This window comes from Paraburkholderia acidiphila, assembly GCF_009789655.1.
Lineage (GTDB): Bacteria > Pseudomonadota > Gammaproteobacteria > Burkholderiales > Burkholderiaceae > Paraburkholderia > Paraburkholderia acidiphila.
This window is the reverse complement of sequence record NZ_CP046910.1, coordinates 1,505,694-1,521,808: the sequence shown is the minus strand read 5'-3', so window position 1 is coordinate 1,521,808 and position 16,115 is coordinate 1,505,694. Positions and strand designations below refer to the sequence as shown.

General features: G+C 63.1%; 17 protein-coding genes. 4 read left to right on the top strand and 13 right to left on the bottom strand.

The features are described 5' to 3' along the window. Positions 1–148: 148 nt before the first annotated feature. From FAZ97_RS21325 to FAZ97_RS21305, 5 genes are all read right to left on the bottom strand, one after another. Positions 149–427 (bottom strand): hypothetical protein, encoded by a 279-nt coding sequence (locus FAZ97_RS21325; RefSeq protein ID WP_158760395.1) that lies wholly within the window; start codon positions 425–427, stop codon positions 149–151. After that, on the bottom strand, positions 427–954 hold the full coding sequence (locus FAZ97_RS21320) for a hypothetical protein (RefSeq protein ID WP_158760394.1): 528 nt from the start codon (positions 952–954) through the stop codon (positions 427–429). The genes FAZ97_RS21325 and FAZ97_RS21320 overlap by 1 nt, the downstream gene beginning before the upstream one ends. Positions 955–960: 6 nt before the next feature. After that, positions 961–1,446: a hypothetical protein gene (locus FAZ97_RS21315; protein ID WP_158760393.1), complete on the bottom strand. Its 486-nt coding sequence runs from the start codon at positions 1,444–1,446 to the stop codon at positions 961–963. Positions 1,447–1,774: 328 nt separating this feature from the next. After that, a complete protein-coding gene (locus FAZ97_RS21310; RefSeq protein WP_158760392.1) occupies positions 1,775–2,947 on the bottom strand; it encodes a porin in 1,173 nt (390 codons plus the stop codon). Positions 2,948–3,165: 218 nt separating this feature from the next. After that, positions 3,166–3,381, bottom strand: coding sequence for a TOBE domain-containing protein (locus FAZ97_RS21305; RefSeq protein ID WP_158760391.1), 216 nt, complete (start codon positions 3,379–3,381; stop codon positions 3,166–3,168). Between the two features lie 310 nt (positions 3,382–3,691). Here FAZ97_RS21305 and FAZ97_RS21300 point away from each other — a divergent pair, with 310 nt between their 5' ends. From FAZ97_RS21300 to FAZ97_RS21290, 3 genes are read left to right on the top strand one after another with little or no spacing between them, the layout of a single operon-like run. Further along, the gene (locus FAZ97_RS21300; RefSeq protein WP_407671881.1) at positions 3,692–6,544 is read left to right on the top strand and encodes a molybdopterin oxidoreductase family protein; all 2,853 of its coding nucleotides are present in this window, start codon (positions 3,692–3,694) and stop codon (positions 6,542–6,544) included. A gap of 13 nt (positions 6,545–6,557) precedes the next feature. After that, positions 6,558–7,421, top strand: a complete 864-nt coding sequence (locus FAZ97_RS21295) for a 4Fe-4S dicluster domain-containing protein (RefSeq protein WP_158760389.1) — start codon at positions 6,558–6,560, stop codon at positions 7,419–7,421. Beyond that, positions 7,422–8,372: a dimethyl sulfoxide reductase anchor subunit family protein gene (locus FAZ97_RS21290; protein ID WP_158760388.1), complete on the top strand. Its 951-nt coding sequence runs from the start codon at positions 7,422–7,424 to the stop codon at positions 8,370–8,372. It abuts the gene before it with no gap. Positions 8,373–8,428: 56 nt separating this feature from the next. On the opposite strand, the gene FAZ97_RS21285 is transcribed toward FAZ97_RS21290, so the two are convergent. From FAZ97_RS21285 to FAZ97_RS21250, 8 genes are all read right to left on the bottom strand, one after another. Continuing rightward, positions 8,429–8,605 carry a DUF1328 family protein gene (locus FAZ97_RS21285; RefSeq protein ID WP_028203043.1) on the bottom strand — a complete coding sequence of 59 codons (177 nt, stop codon included), beginning with the start codon at positions 8,603–8,605 and terminating at the stop codon, positions 8,429–8,431. Between the two features lie 235 nt (positions 8,606–8,840). Then, positions 8,841–9,137, bottom strand: a complete 297-nt coding sequence (locus FAZ97_RS21280; RefSeq protein WP_158760387.1) for a YciI family protein — start codon at positions 9,135–9,137, stop codon at positions 8,841–8,843. 12 nt (positions 9,138–9,149) lie between these two features. Then, positions 9,150–9,434, bottom strand: a complete 285-nt coding sequence (catC, locus tag FAZ97_RS21275) for a muconolactone Delta-isomerase (RefSeq protein WP_158760386.1) — start codon at positions 9,432–9,434, stop codon at positions 9,150–9,152. A 53-nt stretch (positions 9,435–9,487) separates the two neighbouring features. Beyond that, positions 9,488–10,819 carry a short-chain fatty acid transporter gene (locus FAZ97_RS21270; RefSeq protein ID WP_158760385.1) on the bottom strand — a complete coding sequence of 444 codons (1,332 nt, stop codon included), beginning with the start codon at positions 10,817–10,819 and terminating at the stop codon, positions 9,488–9,490. 70 nt (positions 10,820–10,889) lie between these two features. Further along, positions 10,890–11,858: a 3-hydroxyacyl-CoA dehydrogenase gene (locus tag FAZ97_RS21265; protein WP_158760384.1), complete on the bottom strand. Its 969-nt coding sequence runs from the start codon at positions 11,856–11,858 to the stop codon at positions 10,890–10,892. 2 nt (positions 11,859–11,860) lie between these two features. Continuing rightward, entirely contained in the window at positions 11,861–12,562 is a 702-nt protein-coding gene (locus tag FAZ97_RS21260; protein WP_158760383.1) for an SDR family oxidoreductase, read from the bottom strand. Between the two features lie 47 nt (positions 12,563–12,609). After that, the gene (locus tag FAZ97_RS21255; protein WP_158760382.1) at positions 12,610–13,662 is read right to left on the bottom strand and encodes a cyclase family protein; all 1,053 of its coding nucleotides are present in this window, start codon (positions 13,660–13,662) and stop codon (positions 12,610–12,612) included. A 63-nt stretch (positions 13,663–13,725) separates the two neighbouring features. After that, positions 13,726–14,469: an IclR family transcriptional regulator gene (locus tag FAZ97_RS21250; RefSeq protein ID WP_158760381.1), complete on the bottom strand. Its 744-nt coding sequence runs from the start codon at positions 14,467–14,469 to the stop codon at positions 13,726–13,728. 297 nt (positions 14,470–14,766) lie between these two features. Between FAZ97_RS21250 and FAZ97_RS21245 the strand changes: the two genes are divergently transcribed. Further along, positions 14,767–16,089: an MFS transporter gene (locus FAZ97_RS21245; protein ID WP_158760380.1), complete on the top strand. Its 1,323-nt coding sequence runs from the start codon at positions 14,767–14,769 to the stop codon at positions 16,087–16,089. The last annotated feature ends 26 nt before the right edge of the window (positions 16,090–16,115 follow it).

Sequence of the window (16,115 nt, the reverse complement as noted above, 5' to 3'; positions counted from 1 at the left end):
GTACGGAAGTGATGAAACGGGATTGCCAAGATCGCGGGTTCTTCCGTCCGCCTTAGTTGCCGGCTTCCTGATGGATTCTCAGGAGACGGCGAACACAAAAAGCCGACTCGCTAGAATCGGCCTCTGCGTTTTGCGGGCCGCGTGGCGGCTATTCGGTTTCAGGCAACGCGGGCGGCTCCAGTTTGACCTTCAGCATGGGCTTCAACGCGGGGCTATAAAGGGCAAGGACTGATAGCGCTGTTGCCCCAAGCCGCTGAGCTACGGCGTCGGTCAATTCGTGATTGACGCTCTCCAGTGGCCAATCCGCTTTGAGAGCGCTAGCGAGAAAAGGCGCGATATCAGCATCATTCAGGGAGCATACCGTCAACTTGTCCGCCGCCTCGTCATACGACACGACAAACGAACGCTTGGGGGGGGGATTCGTCATCAATATCCTCTGCATTGGTTGTAGTTCGTAAACGCTTGTGCCCTGCAAGCGAGGTATGTGTACGAATCTTGGGGCATTGCGCTATAGAGCTTGCACTCGTCAAGTTCCCGCTCATATTGCGCATAGCATTCGGCCTCGTCTGCTTCGCTTACTCCGCGCGCTGCAAGGTCAGTTACGGCGCCAGCAGCTGAGTCTTCCTTGTACTCGAACGGCTGCGCGTCGCCAAGCAGAGGTGAACCGTCGCTGGCCTCGCCGGTCAACAAATCGTCAGAGGTCCCGCCAGCATTGTCGCCACCTGAATCATCGCCGCCGAGCAAAGCACCAGCCGCCGATTCGACGAAGCCGGGCAAGCCGAAACCATCGTCAGCCCTGGCCGTAGCACCAAGGTCAGGCAACGGGTCGAGCGTAGCGCCAACGCCCCCAGCAGACGCGTCCAACGCGGGAAGTTCGCCGTTGGCTCGCTGGAGGGCCAGAAACTCGTCGTAACTGATGACTTTGGGCTGATACCCGTTACCCCCGCCGCCCATCGCGGGTCAGCGCTGCGGTGCGGGATCGGGCTGTGCCACACGTGGCAGGCCGCGATATTCGCGGTTGATGACAGGCACAAGCCGACCGGATGCGACCGCATCGCACAGCAGTTTCCGCACCTCCGCGTTATCGGTCGGCAGGTTCCAGTGCGCCAGTTTCAGCCGGTGGCGGACAAACGTCTGAACCTCGCGCAGCGCCTTTTCCCCGGTAATCGTGTGCAGGTCCCAGTTCGGGCGGAAATGACGCGCAAAGGCCGCCCGGTCTTGCGTGAGTTGCCTGAGCCTGTCCTTTTCCCACAACTCGCCTTTGTCCACTTCGGGTAGCGCATTCCACGACCATAGGTCACGGTCCCGACCGGCGTTCGGGTAAAGCCAGCGTGCCGGCAGATCCCGGTAACCGCGCCCAAAACATGTCAGGTCGAAATACTGCGGCCCTGGAACCAGCGCGCATTGCCAACCGGATTCAAGCGGTACGTATAGCGTATTCCACATCTTAAGGGTGCCCGTTCCGTTTTCGGCTTGTCAGCGTACTTCGCGCTCGCGCGAAAATCTGCAAAACAAGGTCAGAACGTTGAGCTCCCGCAAGTGTGTTGCCAAAGCACGCCAGGCAGTGCCCACGGACGCCTACTGGCACGACTCAATGGCGTTCGAGTGCACGTTCGATGCCGTCGAGTCGTGCCGGTCTTGAACGAGCAGCCCCGCAAACGCCCTGGTAAACAGAATGCGGGACGCCCTGGTAAACAGAATGCGGGCAAAGGGTTATGACTTTGCCCGCTGGCATCATCTGTTCACGTTTCTTTGATGACTCGCGTGAGCGGGCTTAGAACTTCAGCCGCATCCCCGCCGCGACGACCGCTTGCGTATTGTTCGACGAAGCCGCAAGGTTATAGATCGAAGCATTGCCGAGCACCGGAATACCCTGGGCGCCGGAAACGCGCTGATACACGCCTTCGAGATACACGTCGGTGCGGCGGCTCAGCGCATAATCGGCCTGCAGCATGAACTGGTTCCAGTGCGGCGACGCATTGCCCTCCGCGCGGCTGACCGAACCGTCCGTGTACGTATAGGACCCGCCCAGGCTCAGTTGCGGCGTGAGCGCGTAACGGCCGTTCACCTCGAAGTTATTGAACGTCAGGTAGTCGGCGTCGAACGCATTGAGCGAGCCGCCCTGGGCAATTTGCGTGGGTTCGGCGACCATCGTGCGCGTGAACACGAGGCCCACCTTGGCCGGGCCGATCGTATAGCTGCCGCCCGCGCCGAGCGTGCGGGTGCGCGCGGCCACGAACATCGGATCGTTGTCGGTGCCGCTGCCGGCGCTCAGCGCGCCGTTCGTGGTCGAGCCGGGCTCGTTGCCCTGGAAATACGCCACGGCCAGGTTGATCGGGCCGCCATTCCACGAAGCGCCCATCGTGTAGGCGCTATTGTTCGCGAAGCCGCCGCCCTGGTTGCTGAACGCGTAGGCGCCTTCCACCTGGAAGCCCGCGTAAGTTGCGCTGCGGAACTTGACGGCGTTGTTCATGCGCACGTCGTTGTTGAGGTTGTCGTTGTCGAACGGATGCATCGCGATGTTGCCCCCGAAGCCGGAGCCCGTGGCCGACATGGGCGCGATCATGTCCACGAGCGCGTCGTACTGACGCCCGAGCGTGAGCGTGCCGTACTGGTCGCTGCCCAGCCCCACCCACGCTTGGCGGCCGAACATATAGCCGCCGTTGGAGCCCTTGCCGTTGACGACCGAGAAGCCGTTCTCCAGGTCGAAGATCGCCTTGAGGCCGCCGCCCAGGTCTTCCGTGCCGCGCAGCCCCCAGCGGCTCGTGCTCACGTTGCCGGACTGCATGCCCCACGTCGTGCCATGACCCGTTGAGGACTTCTGATTGCTGACGTAGTCGAGGCCCGCATCGACCGTGCCGTAGAGCGTGACGCTGCTTTGTGCGTGAGCGCTCGTGCAGGCGGCGGCGGCCGCGAGCGCGAGAATGTTCAACAACGCTTTTTTCATTTCGGTTCCGTAGAGAAGGAGGAATCTTCGTGTGTGGCGGAACCGGCAATTTAGGCGAGGGCAATTACGCAAACGTGTCGAAAATGGCCCTTAAAATGAAACTTCGTTTAGGTTCTTGATATCTTCGGTTCACGAGGAGCGAAGGGCTTCGATGATGGTAGATAAGTCAACCAAATAGTGAAAGATCGACGCGGCGGGCGGCCGATCGAACAGGCGCGTCAAGGCATCGCAAGCCTGACGTCAGCCGATTTGACGATTGCGATGACCATCGCGCCGGCGTCCAGGCCGAGCTGGTCCAGGATCCGGGTTTCGATGACCGAGGTGAAGATGCCCGCCGCCGTAGAGACATCGACCTCGGAATGCGCCTCGCCTCGGATGATTCCGACGATCCGGCCGTGGAACTGGTTGCGAATGCGGGGTGTTGGGGTATCCATGATTCGCAAACATCCAGGTTCGAGGTGGCTGAGGGGAAACTAAGGGCTGGACCATACCGTGCGGCGCCGCTTTCAGGAAATCAGGGTTTCCCGCAGCACGGTAAGCTTATCGAAACTATCGGATTTCGTGATGGCTGGTATCCGCAATGCAAAGTTGAGTAGTCAATCACACAGGCCTACCATTTCTAGCGCATGCATGGTGTGCCGTGGCGGTTCCCGGACACCCGTCAGTCGTAATTGGAGGCCTCTAGTGGACCACGGCGCCCGAACTCAAGACGAAAAGCTGGAAATCAAGACCACGACCTGCTACATGTGCGCGTGCCGCTGCGGCATTCGCGTGCATCTGCGCGAAGGGGAAGTCCGTTATATCGACGGCAACCCGGAGCACCCCTTGAACCAGGGGGTGATCTGCGCGAAGGGTTCGTCGGGGATCATGAAGCAGTATTCGCCGGCCCGGCTCACGCAGCCGCTCATGCGCAAGCAGGGCGCCGGGCGCGGCGAAGCACAGTTCGAACCGGTTTCGTGGGACGTGGCGCTCGAAACCATCGAGAAGCGTCTGGCCCACCTGCGGGCAACCGACCCCAAAAAGTTCGCGCTGTTCACCGGCCGCGACCAGATGCAGGCGCTCACGGGCCTTTTCGCGAGGCAGTTCGGCACCCCGAACTACGCCGCCCACGGCGGCTTTTGTTCCTCGAACATGGCCGCGGGCATGATCTACACCATGGGCGGTTCGTTCTGGGAGTTCGGCGGCCCCGACCTCGACCGCGCGAAACTCTTCATCATGATCGGCACGGCGGAGGATCACCACTCCAATCCGCTCAAGATCGCCCTTTCGAAGTTCAAGCGCGCGGGCGGCCGCTTCATCGCGATCAATCCGATCCGCACCGGCTACGCGGCCATTGCCGACGAATGGGTGCCCATTCGTCCCGGCACGGACGGCGCGCTGTTCATGGCGCTGATCCACGAACTGATCGAGGCCGACGCGTACGATCACGAATTCGTCAAGCGCTTCACCAACGCGGGCGAGCTGCTGGACATGCGCGCGGAGAGCCACACGTTCGGCCTGTTCGTGAAGGACGCGGCGCTGCCCGAGGGCAATCCGCTGTTCCCGCAAAACCATCTGTGGTGGGACGAGACCACCGGCCGTGCGGTGCAGCATCACACGCCCGGCGCGCAGCCCGCGCTCGACGGCCGCTATGTGCTCGACGACGGCACGCCGGTGGCGCCTTCATTTACACTGCTGCGTGAGCGCTTCAAGGAAACGACGCCCGAATGGGCGCAGGAGATCACCGGCATCGCGGCCGGGACGATCCGCCGCCTCGCGCGCGAGATGGCGCAAACGGCGCGCGATCACAAGATCACGCTGCCGATTCCATGGACAGACGCCTGGGGCATGAAGCACGAAAGCGTGACGGGCAACCCCATCGCTTTTCACGCCATGCGGGGGCTGGCTGCGCATTCGAACGGCTTTCAGTCGATCCGCGCGCTTGCCGTGCTGATGTCGCTGCTCGGCACGATCGACCGGCCTGGCGGCTTTCGTCACAAGTCGCCGTATCCGCGCGCGGTGCCGCCGTCGGCCAAGCCGCCAAGCAGTCCGAACGATGTCAAGCCGAATACACCACTGCCGTCCGGGCCGCTCGGCTGGCCCGCGGCGCCCGGCGATCTCTTCATCGACGAAGCGGGCGAGCCGGTGCGCATCGACAAAGCCTTCTCGTGGGAATATCCGCTCGCGGTGCATGGCCTGATGCACAACGTCATCACGAACGCGTGGCGCGGCGACCCGTATCCCATCGACACGTTGCTGATCTTCATGGCCAACATGGCGTGGAATTCGTCGATGAACACGAGCGAAGTCCGCAAGATGCTGACCGACCGCGGGCCGGACGGCGAGTACAAGATTCCGTTCCTCGTTGTGTGCGACGCGTTCCAGTCGGAGATGACGGCGTTCGCCGATCTGATCCTGCCCGACACGACCTACCTCGAGCGGTACGACGCGATGTCGATGCTCGACCGGCCGATTTCGGAATTCGACGGGCCGGTGGATTCCGTGCGCGTGCCGGTGCTCGAGCGCACCGGCGAGTGCCGCCCATTCCAGGAAGTGCTCGTCGAACTGGGCAGCCGCCTGAAGTTGCCGGCCTTCACGACGGCCGAAGGCAAGCGCAAGTACAAGGATTATCCGGACTTCATCGTCAACTTCCAGACCGCGCCGGGTTCCGGCGTTGGCTTCCTGATTGGCTGGCGCGGCAAGGACGGCGACAAGGCGCTCGTGGGCGAACCCAATCCGCGCCAATGGGAGGAATACGCGAAGCATAACTGCGTGTTCCATTACACGCTGCCGGAAGAACTTCAGTACATGCGCGGCGTAAATGGGCCTTACCTGCAATTCGCCGTGGAGAAGGGATTCCGGAAATTCGCAGAACCCATCCTTATCCAGCTCTATTCGGATGTCATGCAGAAGTTTCGCCTCGCGGCGCAGGGCAAGACGGATGCGCGCCAGCCGCCCGAGCATTTGCGCGCGCGCGTCGAGCGTTATTTCGATCCGCTGCCATTCTGGTACGCGCCGCTCGAGCTCGCGGCAACCGATCTCGAACGCTACCCGCTCGCGGCCGTCACGCAACGCCCCATGGCGATGTATCACTCGTGGGATTCGCAAAACGCGTGGCTGCGGCAGATTCACGGCGAGAACTACCTGTACGTGAATCCGCGTATGGCGCAGGAAAACGGCATCGAGGACGGCGGATGGATCTACGTGGAATCGCAGTGGGGCAAGGTGCGCTGCATGGCGCGCTACAGCGAGGCCGTCGAGCCCGGCACGGTATGGACCTGGAACGCCATCGGCAAGGCCGCCGGCGCATGGAATCTTGGCCCGCAGGCCAATGAGTCGCAACGTGGTTTCCTGCTCAATCACCTGATTACCGAGGAACTGCCTTTCGGCGATGGCCGGCGCGTTTCGAACTCGGATCCGGTGACGGGGCAGGCCGCGTGGTACGACGTGCGTGTGCGCGTCTATCCAGCCGAGGCCGATGCCGACCACACGCTGCCGCAGTTCGCGCCGATGCAGCCGCTGCCGGGTTCGACCGGCACGGTTGCCCGGATTCAGGCGTATTTCGCGGGCGGCGGCAAGTTCGCTGCGCGTTTGCGCAACGTTGTGACAGGCAAGTAAGGAGGATTCCGAAATGACGCAAATGGCGTTGGTGATCGACCTGAACGTCTGTGTGGGGTGCCACGCGTGCGTGACGAGTTGCAAGGAATGGAATACGTCGGGGCAGGCGGGGAGTCTTTCGGACGTGCGCCCTTACGACGCCGATCCGTCCGGCACCTTCTTCAACCGCGTGCAGACCTACGAAGCCGGTGAGTTCCCGAATTCGGACACGATTCACTTTCCGAAATCGTGCCTGCACTGCGAAGACCCGCCGTGCGTGCCGGTCTGTCCCACAGGCGCGAGCTTCAAGCGCAAGGAAGACGGCCTCGTGCTCGTCGACTATGACAAGTGCATTGGCTGCAAGTATTGCTCCTGGGCCTGCCCGTATGGCGCGCGCGAACTCGACGAAGCGCGCAAGGAGATGACCAAGTGCACGCTGTGCGCGGACCGCATCTATAACGAGGCGCTGCCCGAGCGCGACCGCAAGCCCGCTTGCGTGCTCGCGTGCCCGACATCGGCGCGTATTTTCGGTGACATTCACGACCCCGAGTCGGACGCGTCGAAGGCGATTCAGGCGCGTGGCGGCTATCAGCTAATGCCGGAGTGGGGAACGAAGCCGTCGAATCACTACCTGCCGCGCGTGAAGACCGAAAGCAGTTGTGGCAGCGGTTCGTGCGGGTGCGGCGGGGGGGCATCGGCTGCGTCGCCCACGAGCATGCTCGAAGCCGGTGAGCCGATTAACCTCGCGAGCCTGGCGATCCGGCGTGGACCGGCCATGTCGCGCGATAAGCGGCTCGACGATCAACTGGATTCGGGAAAGCTGAATCTGGCCGCCTTTGCCACGCGAGTGAAGTCGCTATTCACGCGCGCGCGACCGGTCGCGACAAAGGAGATTTGAATGAGACCCGCATTTTCCGTTGTTTTCCTGACTACGCTTTCGGGTGCGGGGCAAGGTCTGTTGATCGCGCTCTTTGGCGTCGAGTGGCTTGCGCGGCTGCATCCCGAATGGGCGCCGTTGCAGGGCGTGCCGCGGCAGTTCTATTTCTGTGGTGCGGGGCTCGCGGTTGTGCTCGGCGCGTTGGGGCTCTTCGCTTCGGTCTTCCATCTTGGTCATCCCGAGCGCGCGTGGCGCGCCATTGCCATGTGGCGCACCTCGTGGCTTTCGCGTGAATGTCTCGCATTGCCTGTGTTTCTCGCAACCACGTTCCTCTACGGTCTGGCGCATTGGATGCAGGCGTCGTGGTCGCTCGCCATCGGCGCGGTTGCCGTGCTTGCCAGCGTCAGCCTCTTTATCTGCACGGCCATGATCTATGCGTGCCTGCGCTTTCTCCAGGAGTGGGCCACGCCGCTTACGCTGGTGAATTTCGTGCTGCTCGGCTGCGCGTCGGGTTTTACGATCGCAACGGCTAGTGCTGTGTGGTTTGCGCCCGCCATCGTGCCGAGCCTTGGGTTTGTGGCAGGCGTGCTGATCGTGGCTGCCTGCGTGGCCCGCGTCGCCGCGCTCGCACGCAATCAGCGGCTGCATCCGCGTTCTACGCTGCAAAGCGCCACGGGTATCAAGGCTGAGAAGATCAGGCAGATTTCGCGCGGTTTTACGGCGAGCGCCTTTAACTTGCGCGAGTTCTTTCATGGCCAGTCCGACGCTGTGATGCAATGGGTCAAGTGGGGCTTTCTTGCAGGCGCGTTTGTCGTGCCATTTGCGCTGCTTGCACTGGCGCTGCATACGTCTTCCGCGACGTTGTTCGTCGCGGCGTGCGTGGTTCAGTACGCGGGCCTCGTTGCGGAGCGCTGGTTCTTTTTCGCGCAGGCGCGTCACCCGCAGAACCTGTATTACCAGCGCGCGGCTTGATGGAACCTCCGGGGGCATCGGCAGCGCCGATGCCCCGGTAGCTGTTCGCGCGTCGGTCAATCGACGATTTTCTTCGTGACCACGAGCGCGATCACGAGGAAGACCACACACAACACCACGAAAATAAAGAACAGGATCTTCGCAATCGCGGCCGCGCCGGCCGCAATACCCGTGAAGCCAAACAGGGCCGCGATTACGGCGATCACGGCAAAGAACAGGGCCATCTTGAGCATGGTCGATTTCCTCCTCGCGTGAAGGCGCGGCCGCATGGGCTGCGCTGCTTGATGGACTAACGGCGCACCTGCTCAGCAATCGATGTGCCCGGCCGGGCGAGCATGGCTGAGGGAATGAAAAACGGCCCGGCGTGTGGAGGCACGCCGGGCCAAAAAACGGCGCCGCACAGGGGAGCACAGCGCCGTCGAGGGTCGATAGCGAACCGAACGTTCGCAAAGCGCTTGTGCGTCGCGCTTACAGGTAGGAGGTGCCGTCGATATAGGCCTTGCGCCAGCGGACGATCTTCACGCTCTCGAACAGTCCGACATGGGTGAACGGATCCTGCGCGATGAAGTGCTCCGCTTCCTCGCGCGTTTCGAGGTCGACGATATAGATGCCGCCGCCTGCGCTGCTGCCGTCGTCGTTGAGCTTCGCGCCGCAGGCGAGCAACAGCGCCTTGTTTTGCGCGAGAAATTGCAGATGCGCATCGCGCTCGCGCGAACGCACCTCGGCGTGGCCGGGCTTGTCGAACGTTTCGATGAGAAAGGGCATGGCGCGTTCCTCTTAATTGGGCACGATGGCCGACGGGTGCTGGGCGAGCGGCGTCACGCTGATTTTCATGAACGGGAAAAGCGGCAGCGCGGAAAGCAGCGTATGGAGTTCGTCGTTCGATTCGACATCGAACACGCTGTAATTCGCGTATTCGCCGGCCACGCGCCACAGATGGCGCCATTTGCCTTCTCGTTGCAGCTTTTGCGAAAACGCCTTTTCTTCGGCCTTCAGTGCGTCGGCGAAGGCGGCGTCGGTGCCGTGGGGAATCTGCACCTGCATGTGCACGAGATACAGCATGAATGGTCTCCGTTAAGGGTAGGGGTTCAGGGGAGGGAGCGTATCGGGTCCCGTCAGCCCCAGGCGAGGATCGCAACCGAATAAACGATACCGATCCAGAACATCATGATGACCGTGTAGCCCATGATGTCCTTGAGTTTGAGCTTCGAGAGCGCGAGGGCCGGCAAGATCCAGAACGGCTGCACGAGGTCGTTCCATGCGTTGCCGAGCATCACGGCCGTCGACGTATGGCCGACGGAGGCGCCGATCGTCTTCGCGGCTTCGATCATGAACGGTCCCTGAATGACCCAGTGGCCGCCGCCCGAAGGCGCGAAGAAGTTGATGACGAACGAGCTGATCAATCCCCAGAACGGCAGCGTGCCCGGCGTGGCGACCTTCACGAATGCTTCGGAAAACGTATTCACGAGACCCGAAGACGCCATGATCGCCATGATGCCGGCGTAGAACGGGTACTGCAGGATGATGCCGCTAATCGTGCGAATGCCTTCGTTGAGCTTCTCCACATAGCGGATCGGCGTGCCGAGCAGCAGGATGCCGAGGAACAGAATGAAGAAGTTGATGAGGTTCAGGTCGATCGAGCCGCCTTGCACGAAGTGCAGCGCGACATAGCCCATGCCGATCAGGCCGATGACATAGCTCAGAATGCGGCTGTTATTCAGGCGGTTGGCGAGCGTGTTGCCTTCGTCGAGATCCACGCCGAGCGCGGCGGCCTTCTGCTGTTTTTCTTCCTGGTCGCGGTCGATCTCCTTGATCGGCTGACCGGGCTTCGGGTGCAGCCATGCGTTCAGGAGCGGCAGCGTGATAATGGTCACGAGGCTCGTGATGAGCATGGTGGGCGAGAAAATCGTTTCGGAGAGCGGAATGACGCCCATCTGCGCTTCGAGCGGATGCCCCTTCGTGGAGATCAGCACAGGAATGCTCGCCGAAAGCCCGAGGCCGTAGAGCGTAAAGCCGCTATAGGCCGAGGCGATGATGAGCGGATAGTGCACGCCTTTCACGCGCATCGCGAGTTTGCGCGCGACGATGCCGCCGACCACGAGGCCGAAGCCCCAGTTCAGATAGCTGCCGATGCCGCCCACGAGCGTCGCGACGATGATCGCCATACGCGGATCGTTCACGCGCGCGACCACGCGGTTCAGGAAGCGGTCGGTGAGCGGCGCGGTGGCGAGCACGTAGCCCATTGCGAGAATCACCGCCATTTGCGTGGTGAACGCGAGCAGCGCCCAGAAGCCCTTGCCCCAGCTCGTGGTCAGGGCCGTGACGGCTTGCCCTTGCACGATCACGGCAAGCGCCATCGTCAGCAGCGTAAGGCCGATCGCGAACACGAAGGGATCGGGCAAATACCGGCGCATCAGCTCGGTAAAGAAAGCGGTGACTTTCTGCATGGAAGTGTCTCTGTCTGAATCGTAATAGTTGTCGGGTCTCTTCGGCTCTCCGCGCGTGCGTTCGCGGCGCTTATGAGTCGTCGTGGCTTCGGGTCTTGCGATGGCGGGCGAGATGCATGAGCTGACGGTCGCGCCAGCCCACACGCTCGTCCCATTGATCGAGCGGCAGCGCCGCGCGTCTTGCGGCCTCGACCTGCGCGACGAGTTCAGGCGTCCACGGGTCATGCTGGCCGCGTTCGGCGCCCATGCGTGCGTACGACGGGCCCATCTTCTGCGCATGCGAGGCGATGCCGCCGCGCGTGTTCAGGTCGACGGTCTCGAACGGGCCGATCACCGACCAGCGCGGGCCGAGGCCTTCGCGCATCACGGTGTCGATGTCTTCCACCGACGCCACGCCGTCGCGCACGAGGCAATACGCTTCGCGCAGCACGGCGCCCTGCAGGCGGTTGAAGATGAAGCCTTCCACTTCGTGCTTCACGCGTACGGGCTTCATGCCCGCTTCGGCGTAGAGTGCGATGGCGCGTGCTGCCACGGCTTCGGACGTGAAGGGCGCTGGCACGACTTCGATCACGGGCACGAGATAGGGCGGGTTGCCGGGATGGGCGACGAGGCAGCGCGCGCGCCCTGGTAGCGTTTCGTCCACGAATTTCGAAGCCGCGAGAAACGACGAAGCGCTCGCGAGTATGGCTTCGGGAGACGCCACGCGATCGAGTTGCGCGAAGATCTCGCGCTTGAGTTCGGCGCGCTCGGGCGCGCATTCCTGCACGAGATCGGCCTCGGCCACAGCGGCTTCGAGCGTATCGACGATCGCTACGCGCGCGGCGATCTCGCTCGCGCTTTCGTCGAGCAGGGCGTATTGCGTGAGATCGCCGAGGCGCAATGCGATCTCACCAGGCGCGGCGGCGCGGCGCGCAGCGTCGGGATCGTAGAGACGCACGCGCCAGCCGGCCCTCGCGAAGCAAATCGCGAACGCCACGCCAATGCTGCCCGCGCCGACAATGCCAGCGCTGCGCAGCGTGGGCGTATCTGGGGCCGCCATCGTCAAACTCCCGCGACGCCGACGGTCATGCCGCCGCACACGTAGAGCACCTGGCCGGTCACGAAGCCGCTGCGCGCATCGAGCAGATACGAAGCCGCATGCGCGACATCGTCGGGTGTGCCGACGCGCTTCACAGGGACGGCATTGATGATCGCCTCGGTGCGCGGCGCGCCGGGAGGATTGGCGCGGTCGAACAGTTCGGTGCGGATGGGGCCTGGGCCAATGGCGTTCGCGGTCACGCCGAACGCGCCCAGTTCGAGTGCCCACACGCGCGTCATGCCGATCAAGGCGGCCTTGGTGGCCGAATAAGCTGTGCGCAACTCTTTGCCGAGCGCGGCGCGCGACGACATGTTGACGATGCGCCCAAAGCCCGCGGCCTTCATGCCGGGCAACAGCGCCTGCATGCACTGCTGGGCGCAGCGCACGTTGAGCGCCCATGCGCGTTCGAGTTCTTCGAGCGTCTGGCGCTCGGCGTCGTTGGGCACGACTACGCCCACGTTGTTGATGAGGCGCGTGATCGGGCCGCCCTCCAGCGCGCGCACGAGCGCGGCTGCCGTCGCCTGGATATCGGAGAGGTCGGCGATGATGCCGTCGCCCACGCGGTCGATAACGACGGCTTCGTAACCGTCGGCCTCGCAGCGCGCGGCGCACGCGGCGCCGATGCCGGCGGCCCCGCCGGTAATCAGGACTCTTTCTTTAGCCATGTTTTTCTCGGGAATTCGTCTAAAACAAAGGATTGCGAATTAGTTCATCAAACCGTAGCGACCGGGGTGACGGGCGACCCCATCGCACCCGGGAGCCGCAGCGGCGGCGCGGTGAGCATGAAACGCGAGCGCCCGTGTTCGCGCAGCCACAAGGCGAGATCGCGCAAATACCAAAGCTCGCCCAGCGGCAGGCCGAGCTTGAAGAGGCAGTGGTGATGCAGCGGCATGAGCGGGTGGTCGCCCGGCGCGGTGGGCGCGCGCGCGGGGTAACGTTCGACCGCGTAGTTGTCGGCGGCGAGCGCGGCGATGCCCGAGTCGGTAATCCATTGCAGCAGGCGTTCGTCGCGTCCGTCGAGTGCGCTGCAGTGGCTCGACAACACGGCTTCGTCGGGCTGGCGGTTCATTTCGAGCACCATCTCCGCGAAGCCGGTGCGCAGCACGAGCATGTCGCCGCGCTCGACTTCCACGCCGTCGGCCTCGATCACACGCATCAAATCGTCGTAGCCCACGGTGCGAAATTCGCGGCCAAAATGCGCGGCGAAATCGATCAGCACGCCGCGGCCTTGCATGCCCTTCACGGCAAGATGCTCGACGCCGAGCACGTCGGCATGGCTATGCTCGCCGCCGCACGCGTGGGGCGCGAAATTGTCTTCCGCGCGATATTCCATCGGGCCGACCACGTCCACGTTCGCGCGATAGCCGTTGTAATAGACGCTTTCCGTCACGCCATCGCCGTTCGCGTCGAAGCGCGCGCCCACATGGGCGAGCGAGTCCCACTGCGTGGAGTATTGCAGCGAGAGTAGCACCTGATCGTCGCTCACCACGTCGGTTGCGCCCGCAACGTTCCGCGCGAACGGGAAGTTCACATAGGGCAGGCCGTCGCGGAAGGTGGGACGAAGCACCGGCGGATGGCGTCGCACATTGAGCTTGCTGTCGCCGGGAAAGTCGAGCGGCAGCGAGAGCGTGAATGTGAGGCCCGCTCGAATTTCCTGCGCGCCCTTGAGCACCTGCTCGGTGCCGATGAGATTGGGGCGTCCCAGTTGGTCGTCTGGACCGAAGTCACCCCAGTTCGAGCCTTCCGGCCGGTTTTTCCAACGCATGCTTTGACCTCCACTGCGGGATTTCCGCGCTCGCACGGCGCCACATCGAGTGCCCGAGGTCTCTCAGGCAGCGAGAAGCGACGGCGGGATTTGCGCGTACACCTCGAGCAGCGCCTTGACGGCGTTCTGCTCGTTGTTCAGAAGGCGCGCCTTCGGCGCGCCGATGACGAGCGCAAACGCCTCGCCGTGAATCAGGAAACCGCGCGCGAGACCGGCTACGTCCTCCACGCTCTCGCCCGTCGAGCGATGCCAGCCGTCCGTCACGCCCTGGTCGACATCGCGCTCGAACGCGGCACGGTCGATCACCGCGCCACTGGCCGAGTGCAACTGCGGCTCGACGCTGTCGAGCAGTTTGCGGCGCGCAGCCGGGGCGAGCGCGCCGAGCAGCGCCTTGCCCGCAGCGCTTGCAATGGTCATGAAGCCGCCCGGCTCGTCGCTATAGCGGATCTTCTGGCGCGACTCCATCACGTCGAGGTAGACCACGCGGTTGCCCGCGAGCGTGGCGAGCGCGGCGGTTTCGCCGGTGGCGTCGCGCAACGCGGAAAGCAGCGGCTGGAACATCAGCGTGAGCGGGTCCTCGCTGCAGATGTCGCGCGCCACGTGCAGCAGACGCTGCGTCGGGTAGTAGCCCGCCTTCACGCCCGGCGCGTACAGATAGCCTTTGGCCACCATCGTCTGCAACAGCGCGTGGCAGCTCGATAGCGGGATCTCGGTTCGACGCGCAATTTCGCTGTAGATCATCGGCTGCCGGACTTCGGCAAAGAGGTTGATCACGTCGAAGACGCGGACTGCAGTTTTCACATCCATGAGAGCATTATCGGCATACCGATAACAAGCTGACAATACGATTACGGGTAAACACCTAAATCGCCGTAATCGCGGCCCACTCGGGCGGCGGCCGAGACAAGGGTTATCCCTTGGTTGACGCTAGTGAACGACCGTTTCATAGTCCGCACCTTCTGGCGCTTTGTTCGATAAATGAAAGGTGGTTCGTAGAGCGAACATGATCGCAAGCCACTTTCGAATCGAAAAAGCCTGGGAAATGGCGCGTTTCGCTTTGGACTTTGGAAACCGCCGCTCGAAATCGAAATCTGGAGACGTCTCTTGGCAGCAACCTCCCTCGACACCCAACATCGCCAGGCTCGCAAGGCGGGCATCGCTTCGTTCGTCGGCACGACGATCGAGTGGTACGACTTTTACGCGTACAGCACCGCGGCCGCGCTCGTGCTCGGCAAGCTCTTTTTCCCCACGACGAATGCGCTGATCGGCACGCTGGCCGCCTTCGCCTCGTTCTGGGTCGGCTTTCTCGCGCGCCCGATTGGCGGCATCGTGTTCGGCCACCTCGGCGATAAGGTGGGCCGCAAGAAAACGCTGATCGTCACGCTCATGCTGATGGGCGGCTGCACCACGCTCATGGGCCTTTTGCCGACGTACAACCAGGTGGGCGTGCTCGCGCCGGTGCTGCTGATCCTGCTGCGCCTCACACAGGGCATTGCCATGGGCGGCGAGTGGGGCGGCGCGGTCGTGCTTTCCTCGGAACATGCGCCCAAGGGCAAGGAAATTTTCTATTCGGCGTTCGCGCAGCAGGGCTCGCCCGCGGGCAATTTGCTCGCCACGGTCGCGTTCCTCGTGATCTCCATGCTGCCCGATCACCAGTTCATGACGTGGGGCTGGCGTGTGCCGTTTCTGATGTCGGCGGCGCTGGTGGCCGTGGGCCTCTTTATCCGCATGAGCGTGGACGAGTCGCCCGCCATGAAGGAGTTGCAGGCGAAGAACAAGGTGGCGAAGTTGCCGATCGCCGAAGTGCTGCGCCATCACAAGGGGCTCGTGGCGATGGGCGTGGGCGCCTGCGTGATCGCGCTTTCGGCCACGTACTTCAAGACGACGTTCGCGCTTTCGTGGGCCGTCACCTCGATCGGCTTCGACCGCACGCAGTTCCTGAGCGTCATCACGTTCGCGATTGTCGTGCAGTTGATCGTGCAGCCATTCGGCGCGGTGCTCGCCACGAAGATGGACCTGAAGAAGGCCATTATCTACATGCTCGTGCCCGAGATCGTTGCGCTGCCCCTGATGTTCTCGATGATCGCCACCGGGTCGACCAAGCTCGCGATGATCGGCATGGCGCTCGCCTCGATTCCGCATTCGCTCTACTACGCGGCCATGGCGGGCATGCTGGCGAAGGCTTTCCCCGCGCAGGTGCGCTACACCGGCATTTCGCTCGCCTATCAGATTTGCGGCATGGTGTTCGCGGGCACGACGCCGATTCTCGGCCAGTACCTGTTGAGCGCCACGGGCAGCATTCTTTCGGTGGTGGCGTTGGGGGTGGTGCATGTGCTCATCACGCTGGTTTGCGCGCTTATGCTGGTGACGCGCATGCAGGGCGAAGGCACGCTGGAGGCGCAGCAGGCGGTGACGGCGCGGGTTTGATCGGCTGAATACCTGTGATGCGTGGC